Source organism: Mesorhizobium sp. 1B3 (assembly GCF_050958605.1).
Lineage (GTDB): Bacteria > Pseudomonadota > Alphaproteobacteria > Rhizobiales > Rhizobiaceae.
In genome coordinates this window covers 168,275-187,801 of the sequence record NZ_JBJHDO010000010.1, presented here as the reverse complement: position 1 = coordinate 187,801, position 19,527 = coordinate 168,275, and the positions used below count along the sequence as shown (strand labels likewise).

At 64.1% G+C, this 19,527-nt stretch carries 20 protein-coding genes; 15 read left to right on the top strand and 5 right to left on the bottom strand.

Annotated elements, in window-relative coordinates; all coding sequences use genetic code 11:
• Window positions 1-92 precede the first annotated feature (92 nt).
• Entirely contained in the window at window positions 93-680 is a 588-nt protein-coding gene (locus tag ACCO56_RS24480; protein WP_433643496.1) for a YqaA family protein, read from the top strand.
• A gap of 17 nt (window positions 681-697) precedes the next feature.
• On the top strand, window positions 698-1,216 hold the full coding sequence (locus ACCO56_RS24475; RefSeq protein WP_433643495.1) for a disulfide bond formation protein B: 519 nt from the start codon (window positions 698-700) through the stop codon (window positions 1,214-1,216).
• 66 nt (window positions 1,217-1,282) lie between these two features.
• Here the strand turns inward: ACCO56_RS24475 and ACCO56_RS24470 are convergent, their stop codons facing one another.
• Both ACCO56_RS24470 and ACCO56_RS24465 read right to left on the bottom strand, forming a co-directional pair.
• Window positions 1,283-1,840, bottom strand: a complete 558-nt coding sequence (locus ACCO56_RS24470; protein WP_433643494.1) for an HNH endonuclease — start codon at window positions 1,838-1,840, stop codon at window positions 1,283-1,285.
• A gap of 130 nt (window positions 1,841-1,970) precedes the next feature.
• On the bottom strand, window positions 1,971-2,615 hold the full coding sequence (locus ACCO56_RS24465; RefSeq protein WP_433643493.1) for a DNA-3-methyladenine glycosylase family protein: 645 nt from the start codon (window positions 2,613-2,615) through the stop codon (window positions 1,971-1,973).
• Between the two features lie 93 nt (window positions 2,616-2,708).
• On the opposite strand from ACCO56_RS24465, the gene gluQRS reads away from it, so the two are divergent.
• Together gluQRS and ACCO56_RS24455 are read left to right on the top strand one after the other, a co-directional pair.
• Window positions 2,709-3,587, top strand: a complete 879-nt coding sequence (gene gluQRS / locus ACCO56_RS24460; RefSeq protein WP_433643492.1) for a tRNA glutamyl-Q(34) synthetase GluQRS — start codon at window positions 2,709-2,711, stop codon at window positions 3,585-3,587.
• A 371-nt stretch (window positions 3,588-3,958) separates the two neighbouring features.
• Window positions 3,959-4,822 carry a DMT family transporter gene (locus ACCO56_RS24455; protein WP_433643491.1) on the top strand — a complete coding sequence of 288 codons (864 nt, stop codon included), beginning with the start codon at window positions 3,959-3,961 and terminating at the stop codon, window positions 4,820-4,822.
• Window positions 4,823-4,856: 34 nt separating this feature from the next.
• On the opposite strand, the gene ACCO56_RS24450 is transcribed toward ACCO56_RS24455, so the two are convergent.
• Window positions 4,857-5,720, bottom strand: a complete 864-nt coding sequence (locus ACCO56_RS24450; protein WP_433643490.1) for a YihY/virulence factor BrkB family protein — start codon at window positions 5,718-5,720, stop codon at window positions 4,857-4,859.
• A 98-nt stretch (window positions 5,721-5,818) separates the two neighbouring features.
• Between ACCO56_RS24450 and ACCO56_RS24445 the strand changes: the two genes are divergently transcribed.
• The 7 genes from ACCO56_RS24445 to ACCO56_RS24415 all read left to right on the top strand — a co-directional run bounded on the left by ACCO56_RS24445 (window position 5,819) and on the right by ACCO56_RS24415 (window position 11,453).
• On the top strand, window positions 5,819-6,652 hold the full coding sequence (locus ACCO56_RS24445; RefSeq protein WP_433643580.1) for an SDR family oxidoreductase: 834 nt from the start codon (window positions 5,819-5,821) through the stop codon (window positions 6,650-6,652).
• A 124-nt stretch (window positions 6,653-6,776) separates the two neighbouring features.
• The gene (locus ACCO56_RS24440) at window positions 6,777-6,968 is read left to right on the top strand and encodes a twin transmembrane helix small protein (RefSeq protein ID WP_433643489.1); all 192 of its coding nucleotides are present in this window, start codon (window positions 6,777-6,779) and stop codon (window positions 6,966-6,968) included.
• Window positions 6,969-6,975: 7 nt separating this feature from the next.
• Window positions 6,976-7,557: a cob(I)yrinic acid a,c-diamide adenosyltransferase gene (locus ACCO56_RS24435; RefSeq protein WP_433643488.1), complete on the top strand. Its 582-nt coding sequence runs from the start codon at window positions 6,976-6,978 to the stop codon at window positions 7,555-7,557.
• Between the two features lie 36 nt (window positions 7,558-7,593).
• Window positions 7,594-8,364 (top strand): rhomboid family intramembrane serine protease, encoded by a 771-nt coding sequence (locus ACCO56_RS24430; RefSeq protein ID WP_433643487.1) that lies wholly within the window; start codon window positions 7,594-7,596, stop codon window positions 8,362-8,364.
• 374 nt (window positions 8,365-8,738) lie between these two features.
• On the top strand, window positions 8,739-9,488 hold the full coding sequence (locus tag ACCO56_RS24425) for an electron transfer flavoprotein subunit beta/FixA family protein (protein ID WP_433643486.1): 750 nt from the start codon (window positions 8,739-8,741) through the stop codon (window positions 9,486-9,488).
• A gap of 22 nt (window positions 9,489-9,510) precedes the next feature.
• On the top strand, window positions 9,511-10,440 hold the full coding sequence (locus tag ACCO56_RS24420; RefSeq protein ID WP_433643485.1) for an electron transfer flavoprotein subunit alpha/FixB family protein: 930 nt from the start codon (window positions 9,511-9,513) through the stop codon (window positions 10,438-10,440).
• A gap of 131 nt (window positions 10,441-10,571) precedes the next feature.
• Entirely contained in the window at window positions 10,572-11,453 is an 882-nt protein-coding gene (locus ACCO56_RS24415) for a 3-hydroxybutyryl-CoA dehydrogenase (RefSeq protein ID WP_433643483.1), read from the top strand.
• 15 nt (window positions 11,454-11,468) lie between these two features.
• Here the strand turns inward: ACCO56_RS24415 and tlpA are convergent, their stop codons facing one another.
• Window positions 11,469-12,149 (bottom strand): thiol:disulfide interchange protein TlpA, encoded by a 681-nt coding sequence (gene tlpA, locus ACCO56_RS24410; protein ID WP_433643482.1) that lies wholly within the window; start codon window positions 12,147-12,149, stop codon window positions 11,469-11,471.
• A gap of 29 nt (window positions 12,150-12,178) precedes the next feature.
• On the opposite strand from tlpA, the gene argH reads away from it, so the two are divergent.
• The 4 genes from argH to ACCO56_RS24390 all read left to right on the top strand — a co-directional run bounded on the left by argH (window position 12,179) and on the right by ACCO56_RS24390 (window position 18,047).
• The gene (argH, locus tag ACCO56_RS24405; protein WP_433643481.1) at window positions 12,179-13,579 is read left to right on the top strand and encodes an argininosuccinate lyase; all 1,401 of its coding nucleotides are present in this window, start codon (window positions 12,179-12,181) and stop codon (window positions 13,577-13,579) included.
• Window positions 13,580-13,691: 112 nt separating this feature from the next.
• Window positions 13,692-13,895, top strand: a complete 204-nt coding sequence (locus ACCO56_RS24400; RefSeq protein ID WP_433643480.1) for a hypothetical protein — start codon at window positions 13,692-13,694, stop codon at window positions 13,893-13,895.
• A gap of 62 nt (window positions 13,896-13,957) precedes the next feature.
• A complete protein-coding gene (gene lysA / locus ACCO56_RS24395) occupies window positions 13,958-15,229 on the top strand; it encodes a diaminopimelate decarboxylase (protein ID WP_433643479.1) in 1,272 nt (423 codons plus the stop codon).
• 256 nt (window positions 15,230-15,485) lie between these two features.
• Window positions 15,486-18,047: a TIGR02302 family protein gene (locus ACCO56_RS24390; protein ID WP_433643478.1), complete on the top strand. Its 2,562-nt coding sequence runs from the start codon at window positions 15,486-15,488 to the stop codon at window positions 18,045-18,047.
• Window positions 18,048-18,343: 296 nt separating this feature from the next.
• Here the strand turns inward: ACCO56_RS24390 and gap are convergent, their stop codons facing one another.
• Window positions 18,344-19,354 carry a type I glyceraldehyde-3-phosphate dehydrogenase gene (gene gap, locus ACCO56_RS24385; protein ID WP_433643477.1) on the bottom strand — a complete coding sequence of 337 codons (1,011 nt, stop codon included), beginning with the start codon at window positions 19,352-19,354 and terminating at the stop codon, window positions 18,344-18,346.
• Between the last annotated feature and the right edge of the window lie 173 nt (window positions 19,355-19,527).

The window sequence follows — 19,527 nt, the reverse complement described above, 5'->3', positions numbered from 1 at the left end:
TCGTCCCAGACGTTCATCACGGCTTGCGCAATCACGGCCATTGTACCGCCTCAAAAATCTTTCTACACAGACGCTCGCAACCGGGGGCCTCAATGCTTCGCAAACTCTACGACTGGACGCTGTCGCTCGCGGCGCGCAAATCGGCCGAGTGGTGGCTGGCCTTTATCGCTTTCGTCGAAAGCTCGGTTTTCCTGGTTCCCGCCGATGTGCTTTACCTCCCGATGGCGCTGGCGCGGCCCGACCGCGCCTATCGTTATGCGCTGGTCGCCACGGTAGCCTCGGTGCTCGGCGGCATCGCGGGCTGGTTCCTTGGCTATTACGCTTATGAAAGCCTCGCCAAGCCGGTGCTCGAATTCTACGGCAAGCTCGACGAATTCGAAGCGCTGAGAACTTCGGGCGGCTTCGGCTTCATCCTGCTGATGCTGGTGACATCGGGCGTTGCCCATCTTCCGCCGATCAAGGTGGTGACCATCCTCTCCGGCGTCATGCACGTCAACATCTGGGTGTTCATTCTCTCCGCCATCGTGGCTCGCGGGGCGCGGTTCTTCTTCCTCGCCTGGCTGCTGCGCACCTATGGCGAACCGATCCGGCATTTCATCGAGAAACGGCTGGGCATGATCGCCGCCGGCGGCGCGGCTGCCCTGATTTTGCTTTACGTCGCCGTCAGGTACGCCATTTGATTCTCCGGGAAAGCACCATGGCTTCGATCGCTTCACCATCCGGACGCCTTCAGACGCTGACAGCGGTCTTCCTCACGGTGGCAATGGCGGCTGTCGTCGGCGCCGCGCTCGGCTTCGAGCACATCGGTGGTTACATTCCCTGCAAGCTCTGCCTGGAGCAGCGCATCCCCTATTATGCCGGCGTGCCTGTCATGGCGCTCGCCATTCTCTCCTCCACGCTTCATTGGCCTGCCTGGGTCACGCGGGGCCTGCTGCTGGTCGGCGGGCTGCTGATGGCCTGGGGCCTCGTCATGGGCGTCCGGCATGCCGGCGTCGAATGGGGCTGGTGGGCCGGCCCGACCGATTGCGGCGCCGTGGCGGCCCCGGCGGACACGGGCGGCAAGGGTGTTCTGGACGCGCTGGACAGCTTCATGCCGCCAGCCTGCGATACCGCGGCACTCAGGGTGCTCGGTCTCTCCTTCGCCGGCTGGAACGTGATCGCGAGCGTGGTGCTTGCGGCTGTTGCGTTCCGCGGAGCGTTTGGGAACAGCAAATAGCGAAACTGGGGAGCAGAGCGTGCGTGCGCAAGCCTTTCTCTCGCCTATTCGCTACTCGCTATTCGCTCACGGCTCCAGCTCGACATCCCAGTAGAGATAGTCCATCCAGCTTTCATGCAGGTAATTCGGCGGGAAGCGCTTGCCGTTGTTGTGCAGGTCGTGCACCGTCGGCGGGTAGGGCTTCTGCGCCGGCCACATCTTGGCCTGCGCCGGCAGCATGCCGCCTTTCCTGAGATTACAAGGCGAGCAGGCGGCGACGACGTTCTCCCAGGTCGTCGCCCCGCCGCAGCGGCGGGGAATGACGTGGTCGAAGGTCAGATCGTCCGAAGAGCCGCAATATTGGCATTGGAAACGGTCGCGCAGGAATACGTTGAAGCGTGTGAAGGCGGGGTGGCGCGATGGCTTCACATAGGTCTTGAGGCTCACGACGCTCGGCACCTTCATCTGGAAGGAGGGGGAGCACACCGCATGTTCGTATTCGGCCACGATATTCACGCGGTCGAGGAACACGGCCTTGATCGCGTCCTGCCATGACCAGAGCGACAGCGGGTAATAGCTGAGCGGGCGGTAGTCCGCGTTCAGGACCAGCGCGGGAAGCCCGTCGGGAGAGACCGCAATCGTCACGTCCGATTCCCTCCTTGAGCTTCGAAGCGACCGGCGTGGATATTGTAAGCGGTTGGTGACAGCAATGTGAAGCGCCCGGAACGCCGTGCCGATAGCCGGGACTTCGCGAAACGAAAGATGTGATCAGAATTTACGAAGGCGGCATGACCTCCCGTCCTTTGATGTTGCGATAATATGCCCAGAAAAGTCGCGACGCCACCCCCCTCCAGGGGCTCCATGATTCGGCGATGGCTATGAGCTTTCTTTCGTCCGGTCGCGGGTTGATGCCGAGCGCGTGGCCGACCGCGCTTTGCAGCGCCACGTCGCGGGCCGGGAAGATGTCGGGATGGCCGGCGGCAAAGAGAAGGTAAACCTCCGCCGTCCAGGGGCCGACGCCCGAAACCGCGGTCATCCGGCCGATCGCGTCCGCCGCCTCGAGTTCGCACAGATGGTGGAGGTCGAGGCCATCGTCGATGATCGCCCGCGACAGGGCGACGAGCGCGCGCTGTTTCGGGCGCGAGAGGCCTGCCGCGCGCCATGCCGGTTCGCCCGCCTCGAGCAGCGTCTCGGGCGTCATTGGATCGACGAGCGTCGTGAGGCGGCCGAGGATTGCGTCGGCGCTCGCCCGCGACACCTGTTGCGAGACGATGATCGACACGAGGCTGGCAAAGCCCGGCTCGGAGAGGCGCAGCGGAACCGCGCCGGCTGCCTCGCGCACGGACGCCAGCCGCGGATCGATGGTGCATAGCGCGTCGAGCCCCGCGGCGATGTCTTCATAAACCGTGATTCTGCGCACGCCTTCGTCACCTTGTTCCGGCCTCAACGGCAAAGTAGCAATCGGGCTTCGCGCCGCTCAACCCGGCAACTGACAGATTCCGGCAGGAGACCGATGGCAGTACCCGTTTTCCGTTTCGCGCCGAGCCCGAATGGCGAGCTCCATCTCGGCCACGCCTATTCGGCGCTTCTAAACGCGAAGCTGGCGAGGGAGAACGGCGGACGCTTTCTGCTGCGCATTGAAGACATCGACATCACGCGCTGCAGGCGTGAATTCGAGGAAGGCATCTATCACGACCTCGCCTGGCTGGGGCTCGAATGGGAAGAGCCCGTTCGTCGCCAGTCGGAGCATTTCGGCGAATACGGGAAGCTGCTCGAACGCCTGATCGCCGAAGAGCTCGTTTACCCCGCCTTCATGAGTCGCAGCGAAATCCGTGCCTATATCGCCGACGCCGAGACCCGCGGCGAGCGCTGGCCGCACGATCCAGACGGCGCACCGCTCTATCCCGGCATGGAGAAGCAGATGTCTCGGCGCGAGCGGCGGCGCCGCATCGACCGCGGCGAGGCTTTCGCCTGGCGCCTCGACACCGAGGCGGCGCTTGCTTCCGTCGTCAACCCGCTGTTCTGGCGTGAGGCGACCAGCGAGAAGCTGGACGGCACCGAAAGGATCGACGCACAGGTGGAAGCCTGGGGAGATGTCATTGTCGCCCGCAAGGAAATTCCCACCAGCTATCACCTCTCGGTGGTGGCCGACGATGCGCTCCAGGGCGTCACCCATGTCGTGCGCGGGCGAGACCTCTATCAAGCGACCGGTATCCAGCGGCTGCTCCAGGAATTGTTCGGCTTGCCAGCGCCGATCTACTTCCACCACGCGCTGGTGCCGGGCCCCGAGGGACGCAAGCTCTCCAAGAGCTTGCGCGACAGCGGTATTCGCGTCCTGCGCGAAGCCGGCGCCACGCCGGCCGAGGTGCGCGGGATGATCGGCATTGCTTGATGGTGGTTAGGGCTGCCTTGTTCTGCACCGTCGGGCGGCTATCGGAAACAGTACGGAATGGATACTCGGATCACCTCGCTTCGCTCGGGTCCGAGTATGACGAAGTTTCTAGGGCGAACGTCAATCGCCAACGTTGGCGACTGGCGAAGCACATCAATGCAGCTCGTCATACTCGGACCCGAGCGAAGCGAGGTGATCCGAGTATCCATCCCGTTCCCTCGCAACCGCCGCAACGCCGTAATGAGAGGCAACCGGCGCACCGCGTCCCGGCATGGTTCAATCGCGATGAGGCTATGATTCAATTGTTTCGCTTTGCTTATGGAATTCCGTCGCATTAAGCGGAACTGCAGTCCGACCCACCCTCCGCTGCCATGATCATTCCGTCGCGCTCCATCCCCCCGCTTTTCGTGCTGCTCTGGGCGACCGGCTTCATCGGCGCGCGTTACGCCATGCCATGGGCCGAACCCTTCACCTTCCTCGCCCTTCGTTTCCTGCTCGCCTTTCTGCTTCTTGCGCTCATCGTGGCGATGATGCGCAGGCGCGCGCTCGGCCCGCGTGACGCGACGAACGCCATGATTGCCGGAGCGCTCATGCATGGCATCTATCTCGGCGGCGTCTTCTGGGCGATTCGCCACGGCCTGCCGGCAGGGCTCTCGGCGCTGATCGTCGGGCTGCAGCCGTTGATCACCGCGGTCATGGCCGGCGTCTTCCTCGGGGAGAAGATCCTGCCGCGCCATTGGGTTGGGCTCGCCGTCGGCTTCGCCGGCATCGTGATCGTCCTGTCGCCGAAGCTTGCCGATTTCAGCGGCGGGGTCACGCCGGCCACGCTGGCGGCATCGTTGATATCTGTCATCGCCATGAGCGCGGGCACCGTCTGGCAGAAACGCTTCGCCGGTGCTGCCGATCTCGTTTCCGGCACACTATGGCAATATCTCGGCGGCGCCCTGCTGATGCTCGTCGGTTCTTTCGTCTTCGAGACGCGGGCAATGACGGTGAACGGCGAGTTCATCTTCGCCATGGCCTGGCTGGTCCTGGTGCTGTCGATCGGCGCGATCTTCCTTCTGATGATCATGATCCGGGAGGGCGAGATGTCTAAGGTCGCCTCGCTCTTTTATCTCGTGCCGGCCGTCACGGCGGTCATCGCATGGCTGCTGTTCGGCGAGGAGCTGAGCCTTGTCCAGATTGCCGGCATGGCGGTAGCGACGATCGGCGTCGGTCTCGCCACGCGGCGCTGACATTCACGCCAGGCAGGTTTGCCCTGACTTCGCGTCAGCCTCCTGCGTCTCCCCCTACCCGGGCGCGCGCCTCGACGTAGCGGCCGATCGCAGCGTTGAGCTCGCCGCCGAGGATGAAGATCGCCGACACGATGTAGAGGAACACGATCGCGATCATGATCGAGGCGAGGCCGGCATAGGTCGTCACGTAAGACGAAAAGCGGTCGAGGTAGTTGGCAAAGATAGTCGAGCCGGCCAGCCAGCCGGCGAGCGTGAAGAGGATGCCGGGAACAATGCTCCCGAAGGAACGCTTGCCAGAGGGCAGCCACATATGCACCACGACCAGGCCCAGCACGATCACCGTCGCGGCGATGCCCAGCCGCCAAAGCGTGGAAGTGCCCACGTAAGGCTGGATCCATTCGAATTTCGCCTCGGCGAGACGGGCCAGCAGCGGCGCGAAGACGAGCAACACGCTGATCGCGGCGAATCCCACAGTGGCGATGAGCACGAAGGCCAGGCTCTGCAGCCGTCGGAAAATCAAGGAGCGGGTCTCCGTCACGCGGTAGGCGCGGTTGAGCGCCGTGCGCAGCGCCTCGATACCGTTGGATGCGAAATAGGCCGCGAGTACGATGCCGAAGGTCAGAAGGTCGGTGCGCTGGACGGTGAGCACATTGACCACCTCGCGGGCGATCGGAGCCGCGATCTGGTCGGGCCAGGTGTCGAAGATGAGATGCACGGCGGTTTCGGCAAACGCATCCGCGCCCATGAAGCTGGCGAGCGTGGTGGCGAAGATCAGGAACGGGAACAGCGCCATCAGCGAGGAGATCGCCACATGGGAGGCCATCGCCCAGCCGTCGTCATCGATGAAGTGCCCGACGGCGTCGTAAAGCACGCGACGCAGGGCCACGATCTTTCGCATTCCAACTCCGGTTACCATAGCGCGCGTTGTTTACAGGCCGCGAATATGGGAAGGGTTTGCGTCAATTGACAGAATTAGGAAAGGGTAGCCAGCGCCCGATGGTAGAGTTGCGCACAATCATCGTCACCGGCGCATCCTCCGGCATCGGCGCCTTCTGCGCCCGCGCCCTCAAAGCCGAGGGCTGGCGCGTCTTCGCCACGGCCCGCAAGCCCGAGGACATAGCGGGCCTCGAAGCTGAAGGGATCGAAGCTTTCTATCTCGACTATCGCAAGCCGGAATCGATCGCAGCGCTTGTCGAAGAGGTGCTGTCACGCACAGGCGGCCGGCTCGACGCCCTCTTCAACAATGGCGGCTACGCCCAGGCCGGAGCCGTGGAGGATCTGCCGACGGCAGCCCTCCGCGAGCAGTTCGAAGCCAATCTCTTCGGCTGGCACGAACTGACCCGGCTGATTGTGCCCGTCATGCGCCGCCAAGGCCACGGCCGGCTCGTGCATTGCTCGTCGATTCTCGGCCTCACGCCCGTGAAGTTCCGCGGCGCCTACGCGGCGTCCAAGCATGCGCTGGAAGGACTGATGCTTTGTCTGCGGGCCGAACTAGAAGGTTCTGGGGTGCATGTCTCGCTGATCGAGCCCGGACCGATCGAATCGAAGATCGCCAGCAACGGCCTTGCCTGGTTCGAGAAGAACATCGACCATAAGCACTCCGTGCACCACGCCGCCTACCAGGCGCAGTTGCGACGCTTGCGCGGCGGCGGCTCGAAATCGCGGCTTAAGCTCAAGCCCGACGCGGTTCATGCGGTTTTGCGCCACGCCCTTCTATCGCCGAGGCCCAAACCGCATTATCTGGTGACCTTGCCAGCCAAGGCCGGGGTGCTCTTGAAGCGCATCCTGCCGGCCCGCCTGTTCTACCGGGTGCTGGCGGGGCAGGGCTAGAGCAATTCCAGGAAAAGTGGGAACCGGTTTTCCGTGCGGAATTGCGTAAAAAGAAGGAGATAGAGCATTTCCGTGATTCGAAGAAGAAAACGGAAATGCTTTCATCGAGAAACCAGGAGCCGTCATGGCAACCGTCTTCAACATCATCGGCATCGTCGTCATGGTCGCCGTGGTCGTCGTGCTCATCCGCGGCCTCGTGAACATGATGCGCGGCGGCTCGGCCAACACCTCCAACAAGCTGATGCAGGCGCGTGTCTTCCTGCAGTTCATCGCGCTCGTCTTCATCCTGCTCGCCGTCTATTTCACACGAGGCTAGGTCATCCATGGTCAAGCTCAACAAGATCTACACGCGCACCGGCGACGACGGCACGACCGGCCTCGGCACGGGCGAGCGCCGCCTGAAATCGGACGTCCGCGTCGACGCCTACGGCACGGTCGACGAGGCGAATGCCGCAATCGGTCTGGCGCGGCTCCACACTGGAGAGGCCCATCCCGCCATCGATGCCATGCTGGCGCGCATCCAGAACGATCTCTTCGATCTCGGCGCCGATCTCGCCACGCCCGACACGGGAAAGCCCCTCGGCTACGAACCGCTCCGGATCGTCGGCTCGCAGGTCGCCCGGGTGGAGGCGGATATCGACAGCCTCAATGCGGATCTCCAGCCGCTGCGCTCCTTCGTGCTGCCCGGCGGGTCGCCGGCCGCCGCCGCCCTGCACCTTGCCCGGACGATAGCGCGCCGAGCCGAAAGGCTGATGGTGGCGCTCGCGCAGGAGCCTGCAGAGCATATCAACCGCGAGGGCATCAAATACATGAATCGGGTCTCGGATTTTCTGTTCGTCGCCGCCCGCGCCGTCAATGACAATGGAAACGCCGATGTGTTATGGGTTCCCGGCAAGAACCGCTGACATGATTTCCGGCGCGGCGGAAGGATCTGGTCCCAGATGTTCATTCCGCTCTATGATTCCAACAGCCTGAAACACATCAAGCTGCAATATGTGACGATCGGCCTGATCGCAGCCAACGCCATCGTCTACTTCATGACCGCCGTCGGCGGCGAGAATTTCGCCACCCGGGCGGCGATCGGGCTAGGTTACATCCCCTCCACGCTCTATGACTTCGCGGAGCGCCCGCCGGAACTCTCTTATGTTCCGGATTACGCAACGCTTCTCACCTATTCCTTCCTGCATGGCGACCTCTTCCACCTCGGCGGCAACATGCTTTTCCTGTGGGTGTTCGGAGACAATGTGGAGGACGCGCTCGGCCATCTGCGCTTCCTGGTCTTCTATCTGCTCTGCGCCGCAGCGGGCGCGATGATGCACGGCATGCTCGCGCCGGATTCGGAGATGCCGCTCATCGGGGCTTCGGGCGCCATCGCCGGCGTCGTCGCGGCCTATCTCATCCTCCATCCGCGCGTGAAGATCTGGATCCTGGCCTTTGCCCGCATTCCGCTGCGCGTGCCGGCCTATATCGTCCTGGCGCTGTGGATCGCCTTCCAGTTCGGCATGCTGCTCCTGGCCGGCGAGGACCAGATCTCCTGGAGCGCCCATGTCGGCGGCATCATCGCCGGCGCCGTGCTGGTGTTCTTGTTGCGTCGCCGCGACGTGCCGCTGCTCGACCGCGAGATCGTCACGCCGCGCTCCGTGGAGATCGACGAGCACAGCGCCGTGCGGCCGATCGAATCCCGGCCCGCGCCTCGCTGGGGCCGCCAATGATGGCCAGACGAAACCTGCCCCAGCGGAATTCAACCGATTTGCACCGCAACACAGATATTGACGCTTACGTTACTGGTGACTAGACCGTTTCCGGCTTGCTTCCTGAGCCCTGCCGCCAAGGCGACGCGCGGAATGGTTTTCATTTTTCGGCTCCGTCATGTCGGCGTTCGACTAATACCAACGGTCGATAAGATTGACCGTTGGAGCGCGCGACTGCGCGCCGCGCCCGTTGGCGCGAAGCCAAGCGGCCCGGATGGGCCGCGCCGGCGAGTGAGGCGCCCTGGATGTGTCAACATCTAGGGCCAGTGGTATAACGGCTCCGATCGCTCCCTGATAGGGATGCAGCAGATTCATTCAGAGAGGTGACAATTCCCATGAAAGTTCTCGTCCCCGTGAAGCGGGTGGTCGACTACAACGTCAAGATCCGGGTGAAGTCGGACGGCTCCGGCGTCGAACTCGCCAATGTGAAAATGTCGATGAACCCGTTCGACGAAATCGCGGTGGAAGAGGCGATCCGCTTGAAGGAGGCCGGCAAGGTCGAGGAGATCGTGGTGGTCTCGATCGGCCCGGCGCAGGCTCAGGAGACGCTGAGGACCGCGCTCGCCATGGGTGCCGACCGCGCCATCCTCGTGAAGGTCGACGACGTCGTCGAGCCGCTCGGCGTGGCCAAGGTACTGAAGGGCGTGGTCGAGGCCGAGCAGCCGGGCCTGGTGATCCTCGGCAAGCAGGCGATCGACGACGACGCCAATCAGACCGGCCAGATGCTGGCCGCGCTTCTCGGCTGGGCGCAGGGCACCTTCGCCTCCAAGGTCGAGCTCGACGGCGAGGCCGCCAAGGTGACGCGCGAGGTCGATGGCGGCCTGCAGACCGTGTCGCTCAAGCTGCCGGCGATCGTCACCACCGACCTGCGCCTGAACCAGCCGCGTTACGCGTCGCTGCCCAACATCATGAAGGCCAAGAAGAAGCCGCTCGACGAGAAGAGCCCGGCCGATTTCGGTGCCGACGTGGCGCCGCGCCTCAAGGTCCTGAGGACCGAAGAGCCGGGCGGCCGCAAGGCCGGCGTCAAGGTCAAGACGGTGGCCGAGCTCGTCGACAAGCTCAAGAACGAAGCCGGCGTGCTCTAAGGCGGCAGGAAAGGAACAGAACATGGCAATTCTCCTCATCGCCGAACACGACAACGCTTCGCTGTCGGACCAGACCGCCAAGGCGCTGACCGCGGCCCTCAAGATCGCTTCCGACGTGGACGTGCTGATCGCCGGCAAGGGCGCCAAGGGCGCCGCCGACCAGGCCGCCAAGCTCCAGGGCGTGCGCAAAGTGCTTCTGGCCGAAGCCGACGAACTCGAGCAGCGCCTCGCCGAGCCGCTTGCCGCGCTGGCGGTGCAGCTTTCCGGCTCCTATGACACGATCGTCGCGCCGGCCACCTCGTCGGGCAAGAACGTCGCGCCGCGCATCGCCGCGCTGCTCGACGTGGCCCAGGTATCGGAAATCATCGAGGTGGTTTCGCCCGACACGTTCAAGCGTCCGATCTATGCCGGCAACGCCATCCAGACGGTGCAGACGAGCGAGCCGAAGAAGGTGATCACGGTGCGCACCGCTTCCTTCCAGGCCGCCCCCGAAGGGGGTTCGGCTGCGGTCGAGACCGTCAAGGCTGCCGACAATCCGGGCGTCTCGAGCTTCATCGAGAACAGGCTGTCGGAAAGCGACCGTCCGGAACTGACTTCGGCCCGGATCATCATCTCGGGCGGACGCGCGCTCGGCTCCTCGGAGAAGTTCGAGGAAGTGATCCTGCCGGTGGCCGACAAGCTCGGCGCAGCGGTCGGTGCTTCCCGCGCCGCGGTCGACGCCGGCTATGCGCCGAACGACTGGCAGGTCGGCCAGACCGGCAAGGTGGTCGCGCCAGAGCTCTACATCGCGGTCGGCATCTCCGGCGCGATTCAGCATCTCGCCGGCATGAAGGACTCGAAGGTCATCGTCGCCATCAACAAGGACGAGGAGGCGCCGATCTTCCAGGTGGCCGATTACGGCATCGTCGGCGACCTCTTCCAGATCCTGCCGGAGCTTGAAAAGGCGCTTTGACTTTCTACTTGGCGAGGGCCAAAATTTCCGGGGTGGGGTAGACAGAAGTCGCCCCACCCTTTTAGTTTCGCAGTGCACAATAATAACGCAGGTCAGGCGTAAAGTTTGATCAGCCAGACGGGTTGGGTGTCATGACGAAGGCAATCAAGAAGGTAGGGATCATCGGCGCGGGCCAGATGGGTGGCGGCATCGCGCATGTCAGCGCGCTGGCAGGCTATGATGTCCTGCTCTACGACATTTCGGCCGAACGGATCGAAAAGGGCATCGCCACGATATCAGGCAACCTCGCCCGTCAGGTCCATTCCGCCAAGCTCGACGAAGCGCATCGCCAGCAGGCGCTGGCGCGCATCAAGGCTGCGGTCTCGATGGAAGACCTCGCGGAAGCGGATCTGGTGATCGAAGCCGCCACGGAGGACGAGACCGTCAAGCGCAAGATATTTGCCCAGCTTTGCCCGCTGCTCAATCCCGAAGCACTGCTGGCTACGAACACGTCATCGATCTCGATTACCCGGCTCGCCGCGCAGACCGACCGCCCGGAGCGCTTCATCGGCATTCACTTCATGAATCCGGTGCCGGTGATGAAGCTGGTCGAGCTGGTGCGCGGCATCGCCACCGAGGACGTCACCTTCGAGGCCGCCAAGGGCTTCGTGCAGAGCCTGGACAAGACGATCACCGTCGCCGAGGATTTCCCGGCCTTCATCGTCAATCGCATCCTGCTGCCCATGATCAACGAGGCGATCTACACGCTCTATGAGGGCGTGGGTTCCGTCGAAGCCATCGACACGGCCATGCGTCTCGGCGCCAACCACCCGATGGGACCGTTGCAGCTCGCTGATTTCATCGGCCTCGACACCTGCCTCTCGATCATGCAGGTGCTGCATGACGGGCTCTCGGATTCGAAGTATCGGCCCTGCCCGCTTCTGGTGAAATATGTCGAGGCCGGCTGGCTCGGGCGCAAGACCGGCCGCGGTTTCTACGACTATCGCGGCGAGCATCCGGTCCCTACGAGGTAGGACACGGGCAACCCGTCACTCACCCAGCGCCGCGCCGATCAGCTTTTTCGCGTCGGCGCTGTCCCATTCCGCCGGTCCGTTCATATTGGCGAGCAGGCATCCCTGGTCGTCGACGAGCAGCGTCACCGGCAGGCCGAGGGCCAGGCCGCGTTTCTTCAGATCCTCGAAGATGCCCATGGTCGCATCGCGATATTGCGCCAGTGCCGCCACGCCTGTCTCCGACAGGAACTTCTTCGGCTTTTCGGCATCCCCCGTATCGACATTGACGGCGACCACTTCGAATTTGTCGCTGCCCATCTCCTTTTGCAGCGCATCGAGCGCAGGCATCTCGGCGCGGCAGGGCGCGCACCAGGTGGCCCAGAGATTGACGAGCACGGTCTTGCCGGCGCGATCGCCCAGCGTCATCGGATTGCCGTCTGGTCCGTTGAAGGCGAGATTCTTCAGAGACTGGGGGGGATTGGCTGGAAGCATGGCCGCGACATCGCCCACCGCGACAGCGGCAATCGTCTTGGCCTTGTCGGCCTTGGCCGCGCAGGCCGCGTCGTCGGGCGTGGCCGCCACCGTCGAGATTTGAGGCGCGTTGTTGCCAGAAGTGGTTTGGCTCACGTATACCGCCACCGCGCCGGCAACGGCGCCGGCCGCCGCCGCCAGCAGGATCAGGCGTGTTGCCGGGAATGGTTTTTTGCCGTCAGACATTTCTCTTCTCCGTGGCGCGGGTTATCACGATGAACGACAAGAAGGCCAGTAACCAGATGTGGGGCGGACGTTTTGCCTCGGGGCCGGCCGCGATAATGGAAGCGATCAACGCCTCGATCGACTTCGACAGGAAACTCTACGCCCAGGATATCAGAGGCTCCCTCGCCCATTCCGAGATGCTCGCGGCAACCGGCATCATTTCGGCGGAGGATCAACAGAAAATCGCTCACGGGCTGAACACGATCTTGCGAGAGATCGAGGACGGCGCCTTCAGTTTCTCCACCAGGCTCGAGGACATCCACATGAATGTCGAGGCGCGGCTGGCGGAGCTGATCGGGCCCGCCGCCGGACGCCTCCACACCGCACGGTCGCGAAACGACCAGGTGGCGGCCGATTTCCGGCTGTGGGTGAAGGAGGAGCTGCAGAAGACGGCCGAGGCGCTGAAGGGCCTCATCGCCGCCTTCCTCGACAAGGCTGAGGCTCATGCCGCAACCGTGATGCCGGGTTTCACCCATCTGCAGGCGGCGCAACCAGTGACTTTCGGCCATCATGCCATGGCTTATGTCGAAATGTTCGGCCGCGACCTCTCCCGAGTGCGCGACGCGATCGAGCGCATGGATGAAAGCCCGCTGGGCGCCGCCGCGCTCGCCGGCACCGGCTTCCCGATCGACCGCCATATGACTGCCAAGGCGCTGGGCTTCCGCGAACCGACACGCAATTCGCTGGACAGCGTCTCCGACCGCGACTTCGCGTTGGAATTCCTGTCGATCGCAGCGATTGCGGCCACCCACCTCTCCCGGCTGGCCGAGGAAATCGTCATCTGGTCGACGCCGCAATTCGGCTTCGTGCGGCTGTCGGACAGCTATTCGACAGGCTCCTCGATCATGCCGCAAAAGAAGAATCCCGACGCGGCCGAGCTGATCCGTGCCAAGACCGGACGCGTCAACGGACACCTGATCGGCCTCCTCACGGTCATGAAGGGCTTGGCCCTTTCCTATTCGAAGGACATGCAAGAGGACAAGGAAGCCGTCTTCGACGCAGCCGAGACGCTGGAGCTGGCGATCGCCGCCATGACCGGCATGGTGACCGACATGACGGTGAACGAGGCGGCGATGAAGAAGGCCGCCGGCGCCGGCTATTCCACCGCGACCGATCTCGCCGACTGGCTGGTACGCGAGGCGGGCCTGCCCTTCCGCGAGGCCCATCACGTGACCGGCCGGGCCGTGGCGCTGGCCGAGGCGGCCAAGACCGGGCTCGACAAGCTGCCGCTGGAACAGTTCCGGGAACTGAACGACAAGATCACGGCCGACGTCTATTCGGTGCTCTCCGTCCAGAATTCGGTGAGGAGCCGAAAATCCTTCGGCGGCACGGCGCCGCAGGAGGTGAAGAAACAGATCCGCTACTGGCGCAAGCGGCTGAAGAAAGCCTGACCGGCGCGCCGCAGCCACATTGGATGCAAGCACCGGAATGCAACCATATTGGATGCATTGGCGGAGATTCTCCGTTAGACAGGGTAGCGAATTGGATCGGGACGGATACCGAATGACCGCAAACAGGATACTCGTTGGCTTCATGCTCGTCGCCGTCCTCGGCGTCACCGCCTGCGGCCGTAAGACGGGGCTCGACACGCCCTACGAGGCGGGCATGCGCGCTCGCGAGGAGGCCGAGAAGGCCGGCCAGCCCCTGCCGCCCGAGCCGAAAAAACCGGTCGCCGACAGGCCTTTCGTCCTCGACCCATTGCTTTGACCGTAAGTGGCGAATGGTAAGACAATTCCATTCGCCGATTTCACCATTCGGAAGCTCCGCCCGTGAATCATTTCGACTATAGGAACGGCGTGCTCCATGCCGAGGATGTTGCCATCCCGGCGATCGCCGCCGCCGTCGGCACACCCTTCTACTGCTATTCGACCGCCACGCTGACCAGGCATTACAAGGTCTTCTCGCAGGCTTTCGCCGATCTCGATGCCCTTGTCTGCTATGCGTTGAAGGCCAATTCCAATCAGGCGGTGCTGCGCACCCTGGCGAGGCTCGGCGCCGGCGCTGACGTCGTATCGGAAGGGGAACTGCGGCGCGCGCTCGCGGCCGGCATCCCGGCCTCGAAAATCATGTTCTCCGGCGTCGGCAAGACCGCCCGCGAGATGGATTTCGCGCTCGCCGCCGGCATCCACTGCTTCAACGTCGAATCGGAGCCGGAGCTCGAATTGCTATCGGCCCGCGCGGTCGCAGCCGGCAAGGTCGCGCCCATATCGCTGCGCATCAATCCCGACGTCGATGCCAGGACCCACAAGAAGATCTCGACCGGCAAGGCCGAGAACAAGTTCGGCATCGCCTGGCAGCGCGCCCGCGCGGCCTACCGCCGCGCCGCGGAATTGCCGGGCCTGCGCGTGACCGGCATCGACACGCATATCGGCAGCCAGATCACCGAGCTGCAGCCATTCGACGACGCCTTCGCGCTGCTCGTCGAACTGGTGGGCACTCTGAAGGCCGACGGGCACGACATCCGCCATGTCGATCTCGGCGGCGGGCTCGGCATCCCCTATCGTTCCGACAACAACCCGCCGCCCCTGCCCGACGCCTATGCCGATATCGTGAGGAAGCACGTCACTCCGCTCGGCCTGAAGGTGATCTTCGAGCCCGGCCGCCTGATCGTCGGCAATGCCGGTATCCTGGTATCCGAGGTCATCTATCTGAAGGAAGGCGACGCGAAGAACTTCCTCGTCGTCGACGCGGCCATGAACGACCTGATCCGGCCGACGCTCTACGACGCCTTCCACGAGGTGAAGCCGGTGACGCTGCCGGTGCCGAACGCGCCGCGCATGGCAGTCGATGTCGTCGGCCCGGTCTGCGAAACCGGCGACTATCTCGCCCACGATCGCGACCTGCCGCGGCTTTCGCCCGGCGACCTCATTGCCGTCGGCACCGCCGGCGCCTACGGCGCGGTCCAGTCGGGAACCTACAACACGAGGCTGCTGGTTCCGGAGGTACTGGTCGACGGCGACCGCTTCCATGTCGTCCGCCCGCGCCCGAGCTACGACGATCTGATCGGGCTCGATTCGCTGCCGGACTGGTTAAATGACTGATTGCGCCAGCCGGCCATCCCATCCGCTCCTGCGTGACGGGATGGCCTGACCGGGGTTCTCAACCGACGCGGTTTCGAGGAACAGGCCCCCAAGCTTCTGGCGGGCAACGGGCGAGCCGTTCACTCCTATGAGCGGATATCGTCGCGAACATAGCTTCGATCACGTTTTTGCTAGGCTGCCTCGTCTTCGCCGCGATCGATGCTATGCTTTGTGAGATAGGGTTGCGCGATGCTCGCGCCGCCCGTCGGAAGGGTCGATGGCGGAAAGAAGAAGCCTCAGCGACGTCAGCAGCTTCAGTGGGCGGCTCGCCCGCACCAGAACGGTCACGCGGGCCGCGGTCGTGCTGGAGCGCCTGTGGCCCCTTGTCCTGCCCCTCGTCGTCGTCGCCAGCCTGTTCCTCAGCCTTTCCTGGCTTGGCCTCTTCCGGCTGATGCCGGACACGCTCAGGCTGGCGGTTACGATCGCCTTCGGGGCGGCCGCGCTCGGCGCGCTTTATCTCCTTCGTCATTTCCGGGCGCCGACGGCGGCGGAGATCGACCGGCGCATCGAGCAGGCGAATGCGCTTATCCATAATCCCGTCTCCGCTCAAAGTGACCGGTTGAGCGGCAAGGGCGGCCCCTTCGCCGATGCCCTATGGCGCGAACACCAGAAACGCATGGCGGAGCGACTGGGCGGCGTCGGCGGCGATTTGCCGAGGACCCGCGTCCCCGAGCGCGACCCGTGGGGACTGCGCGCCGTGGCGGCGCTGCTGCTCGTCACCGCCTTCGCTTTTTCCTTCGGGCCGGCCGGCGGCAGGCTGGGCGACGCATTCCGGGCGCATGCCGCGCTGGACGTGGTGCCGCCGCGTATCGACGCTTGGGTCACGCCGCCGGCCTACACCGGCAGGGCGCCGATCCTGCTCACTGCCGACGCAGGCGAGAAATCCGCCCTCTTCACCGTTCCGGAACACAGCGAGGTCGTCCTTCGCGTCACCGGTGGCGGCGGCGAGGAAACTCTCGATTTCACCGACGCGGCCGGCAACAGCCGTGAGATCGCGGAGAAGACTGTGGCCGGCGCCAGCCAGCCCGCCACTGGGGGTGCCAAGCAATTCGCAGGGAAGCTCGATACCGATGGCGTGCTCAGCCTGAAATCGGGCGGGGGCGAGCTCGACAGCTGGACCTTCTCGGTCCTTCCCGACAAGCCGCCCGTGATCCGCTTTGCCGGTGAGCCGAAGCGCGCGGTCAACGGAGCGCTCGAGCTGAACTACGAGGTCGAGGACGACTATGGCCCGGCTTCCGCCAAGGCCGAGTTCGCGCTGGCCGAGCCGCAGGCGCCAGGCGCCCGGCCGCTTTACAAGGCGCCCGAAATGCCGCTCTCTCTGCCGCGCCGGGGCGCCAAGGGTCCGGCCGCAAAGAGCGCGCGCGATCTGACCGAGCATGTCTGGTCCGGCGGCTCCGTTAACGTCACGCTGAAAGCCACCGACGCCGCCGGGCAGGAAGGGTCGAGCGAAACCAAGAGCTTCGTTCTGCCGGAACGGCCTTTCACCAACCCGCTCGCCCGAGCCGTCGTCGAGCAGCGCCGTATTCTTGCGCTCGACGCCAACCAGAAGCCTCAGGTGCTGCAGCTCCTGGATGCCATCACGCTGCGCCCGGAAGACACGATCAAGAACATGTCGCATTATCTGGCGCTCGTGAGCGCCATGACGCGGCTGAAAATGGCCTCGACCGACGACGATCTGCGGGGCGTGGCCGACTATCTGTGGGAGATCGCGCTCGGCATCGAAGACGGCGATCTGTCCGCTGCGGAAAAGCGGCTGCAGCAGGCCCAGGAAGCCTTGAAGCAGGCGCTGGAGAACGGGGCCAGCGAGGAGGAGATCGACAAGCTCATGAAGGAGCTGCGCGAGGCGATGAACGAATTCCTGCGCGAATTCGCCGAGCGCGCCCAGCGTGATCCGAACCTCGCCGAGCAAATGCCGCAGCCCGGCCAGGAACTGCGCCAGAGCGACATCGATCGCATGCTCGACCAGATCGAGGATTTTGCCAAGTCGGGCAGCCGCGACAAGGCGCAGGAACTCCTGTCGCAGCTCCAGAACATGATGAACAATCTCCAGGCCGGACGCCAGCAGCGTGGCCAGAACGGCCAGCAGAACAGCGAGATGCGCCAGCGCATGGACGAGCTCGGCCAGATCATGCGTCGCCAGCAGGAGATGATGAACGAGACCTTCCGCATGGACCAGATGCAGAGGGGCCAGCAGCAGCGTGGCCAGGACGGCCAGCGCCAGCCTGGACAGGAGGGCGAGCGCGGGCAAGAGGGCCAGCAAGGCCGGGGCGGCATGACACCGGAGGAGTTCGCCGAGGCTCTGAAGCAGCTCCAGGAAGGCCAAGGCAAGCTGAAAGGCGACCTCGAGTCCCTGATGAAAGGCCTGGAAGGCCTGGGTATCCAGCCTAACGAAGGATTCGGCGACGCCGGAGAGGCCATGGGCGAAGCCGAGGGCGCCTTGGGAGAGGGCGAAAGCGAGCGCGCCACGGGCGAGCAGGGCCGCGCGCTCGAAGCATTGCGCCGCGGCGCCCAGGACATGATGCAGCAGATGCAGCAGGCCATGCAGGGCGACCAGGGCGATGGGCAGGAGGGCGGCCGCCAGCAAAGTTCCGACCGCGATCCACTCGGCCGGCCGCGCGCCACGACAGGGCCCGATCTCGGCGACTCCGTCCAGGTCCCCGACGAAATCGACGTACAGCGCGCCCGCCGCATCCTCGATGCCATTCGCGAGCGGCTCGGCGATGCGCTGAGCCCCGAACTTGAGCGCAGCTATCTCGAGCGGCTTCTGAACATGCAGTAGACAACTGAAATCCGCGCCTCCGTTCGGGCGCGGAACGCCTTGCAGCTCGGGCGAAGAGGGCGACTCAAGCGGATCGAAACATCCGACGGCTGCCGCCCTTGTCCCTGCTGCGACGATTCATGGTCCCCCCACATCAGTGCATGAGAAGGAGGGCCTTCAAGTCGAAAAGGCAAGCTTTGGCTCGCTATATCCCGACTGAAAAACAAACCTCGGCCGCAGGCCGGCGACCGAGGTTTATTCTTGGCGCGGCTTCGTCCGTGCAAACAGACGCACGACGCTTCGGTCGCTGGACCGTATCAGGCGAACGTCTTGCCGAAAGCGACGGCGGTGTCGCCCATACGATTGGAGAAGCCCCACTCGTTGTCGTACCAGGCCAGCACCGAGACGAAATTGCCGTCCATCACCTTGGTCTGGTCGAGCGCCACGGTCGAGGAATGCGGATCGTGGTTGAAGTCGATCGAGACGTTCGGGTGATGGGTGACGGCGAGAACACCCTTGAGCTTGCCCTTGGAGGCGGCGATCAGCGCTTCGTTGATCTCCTGGGCGCTCGTGTTGCGGCTCGCCACGAACTTCAGGTCGACGCAGGAGACGTTCGGCGTCGGCACGCGGATCGAAACGCCGTCGAGCTTGCCCTTGAGTTCCGGCAGGACGAGGCCGATCGCCTTGGCCGCGCCCGTAGAGGTCGGGATCTGCGAGACTGCCGCGGCACGGGCACGGTAGAGATCCTTGTGCATCGTGTCGAGGGTAGGCTGGTCGCCCGTGTAGGAATGGATGGTGGTCATCATTCCCTTCTCGATGCCGACCGTCTCATGAAGGACGGCAGCGAGCGGCGCCAGGCAGTTGGTGGTGCAGGACGCGTTGGAGATGACGACGTGGTCCTTGTTCAGCTTGTCATGGTTGATGCCGTAGACCACGGTCAAGTCGGCGCCCTCGGACGGGGCCGAGACGATGACGCGCTTGGCGCCGGCCGTCAGATGGGCGGCCGCTTTCTCGCGCGCGGTGAAGATGCCGGTGCATTCCAGAGCGATGTCGACGCCCAATTCCTTCCACGGAAGCTGCGCGGGATCCTTGATCGCCGTCACCTTGAACTTGTCGGTCCCGATGGAAATCTGGTCACCGTTGACCTCGACCTCGCGAGGGAACTTGCCGTGCACGCTGTCGAAGCGCAGCAGGTGGGCGTTGGTCTCAACCGGGCCTAGATCGTTGACGGCCACCACGTCGATGTCCTTGCGGCCGGATTCATAGATCGCGCGGACGATATTGCGGCCGATACGGCCAAATCCGTTGATGGCAACTCTGACGGTCATGACATTCTCCCGGGGAGCTTGAAGCAATAAGGGCGGCGCCCGCCGCTTCTTAGCGGCGGGCGCCGGAAGAATCCAGACGCCCGCTCCGCTCAAATCGGTTCAGACCGAAAAGATGCTAAAACGACGCAGCTTGGGTCATGCCAGAGGGCCTGAATGTCGGTACATCCAGGCCA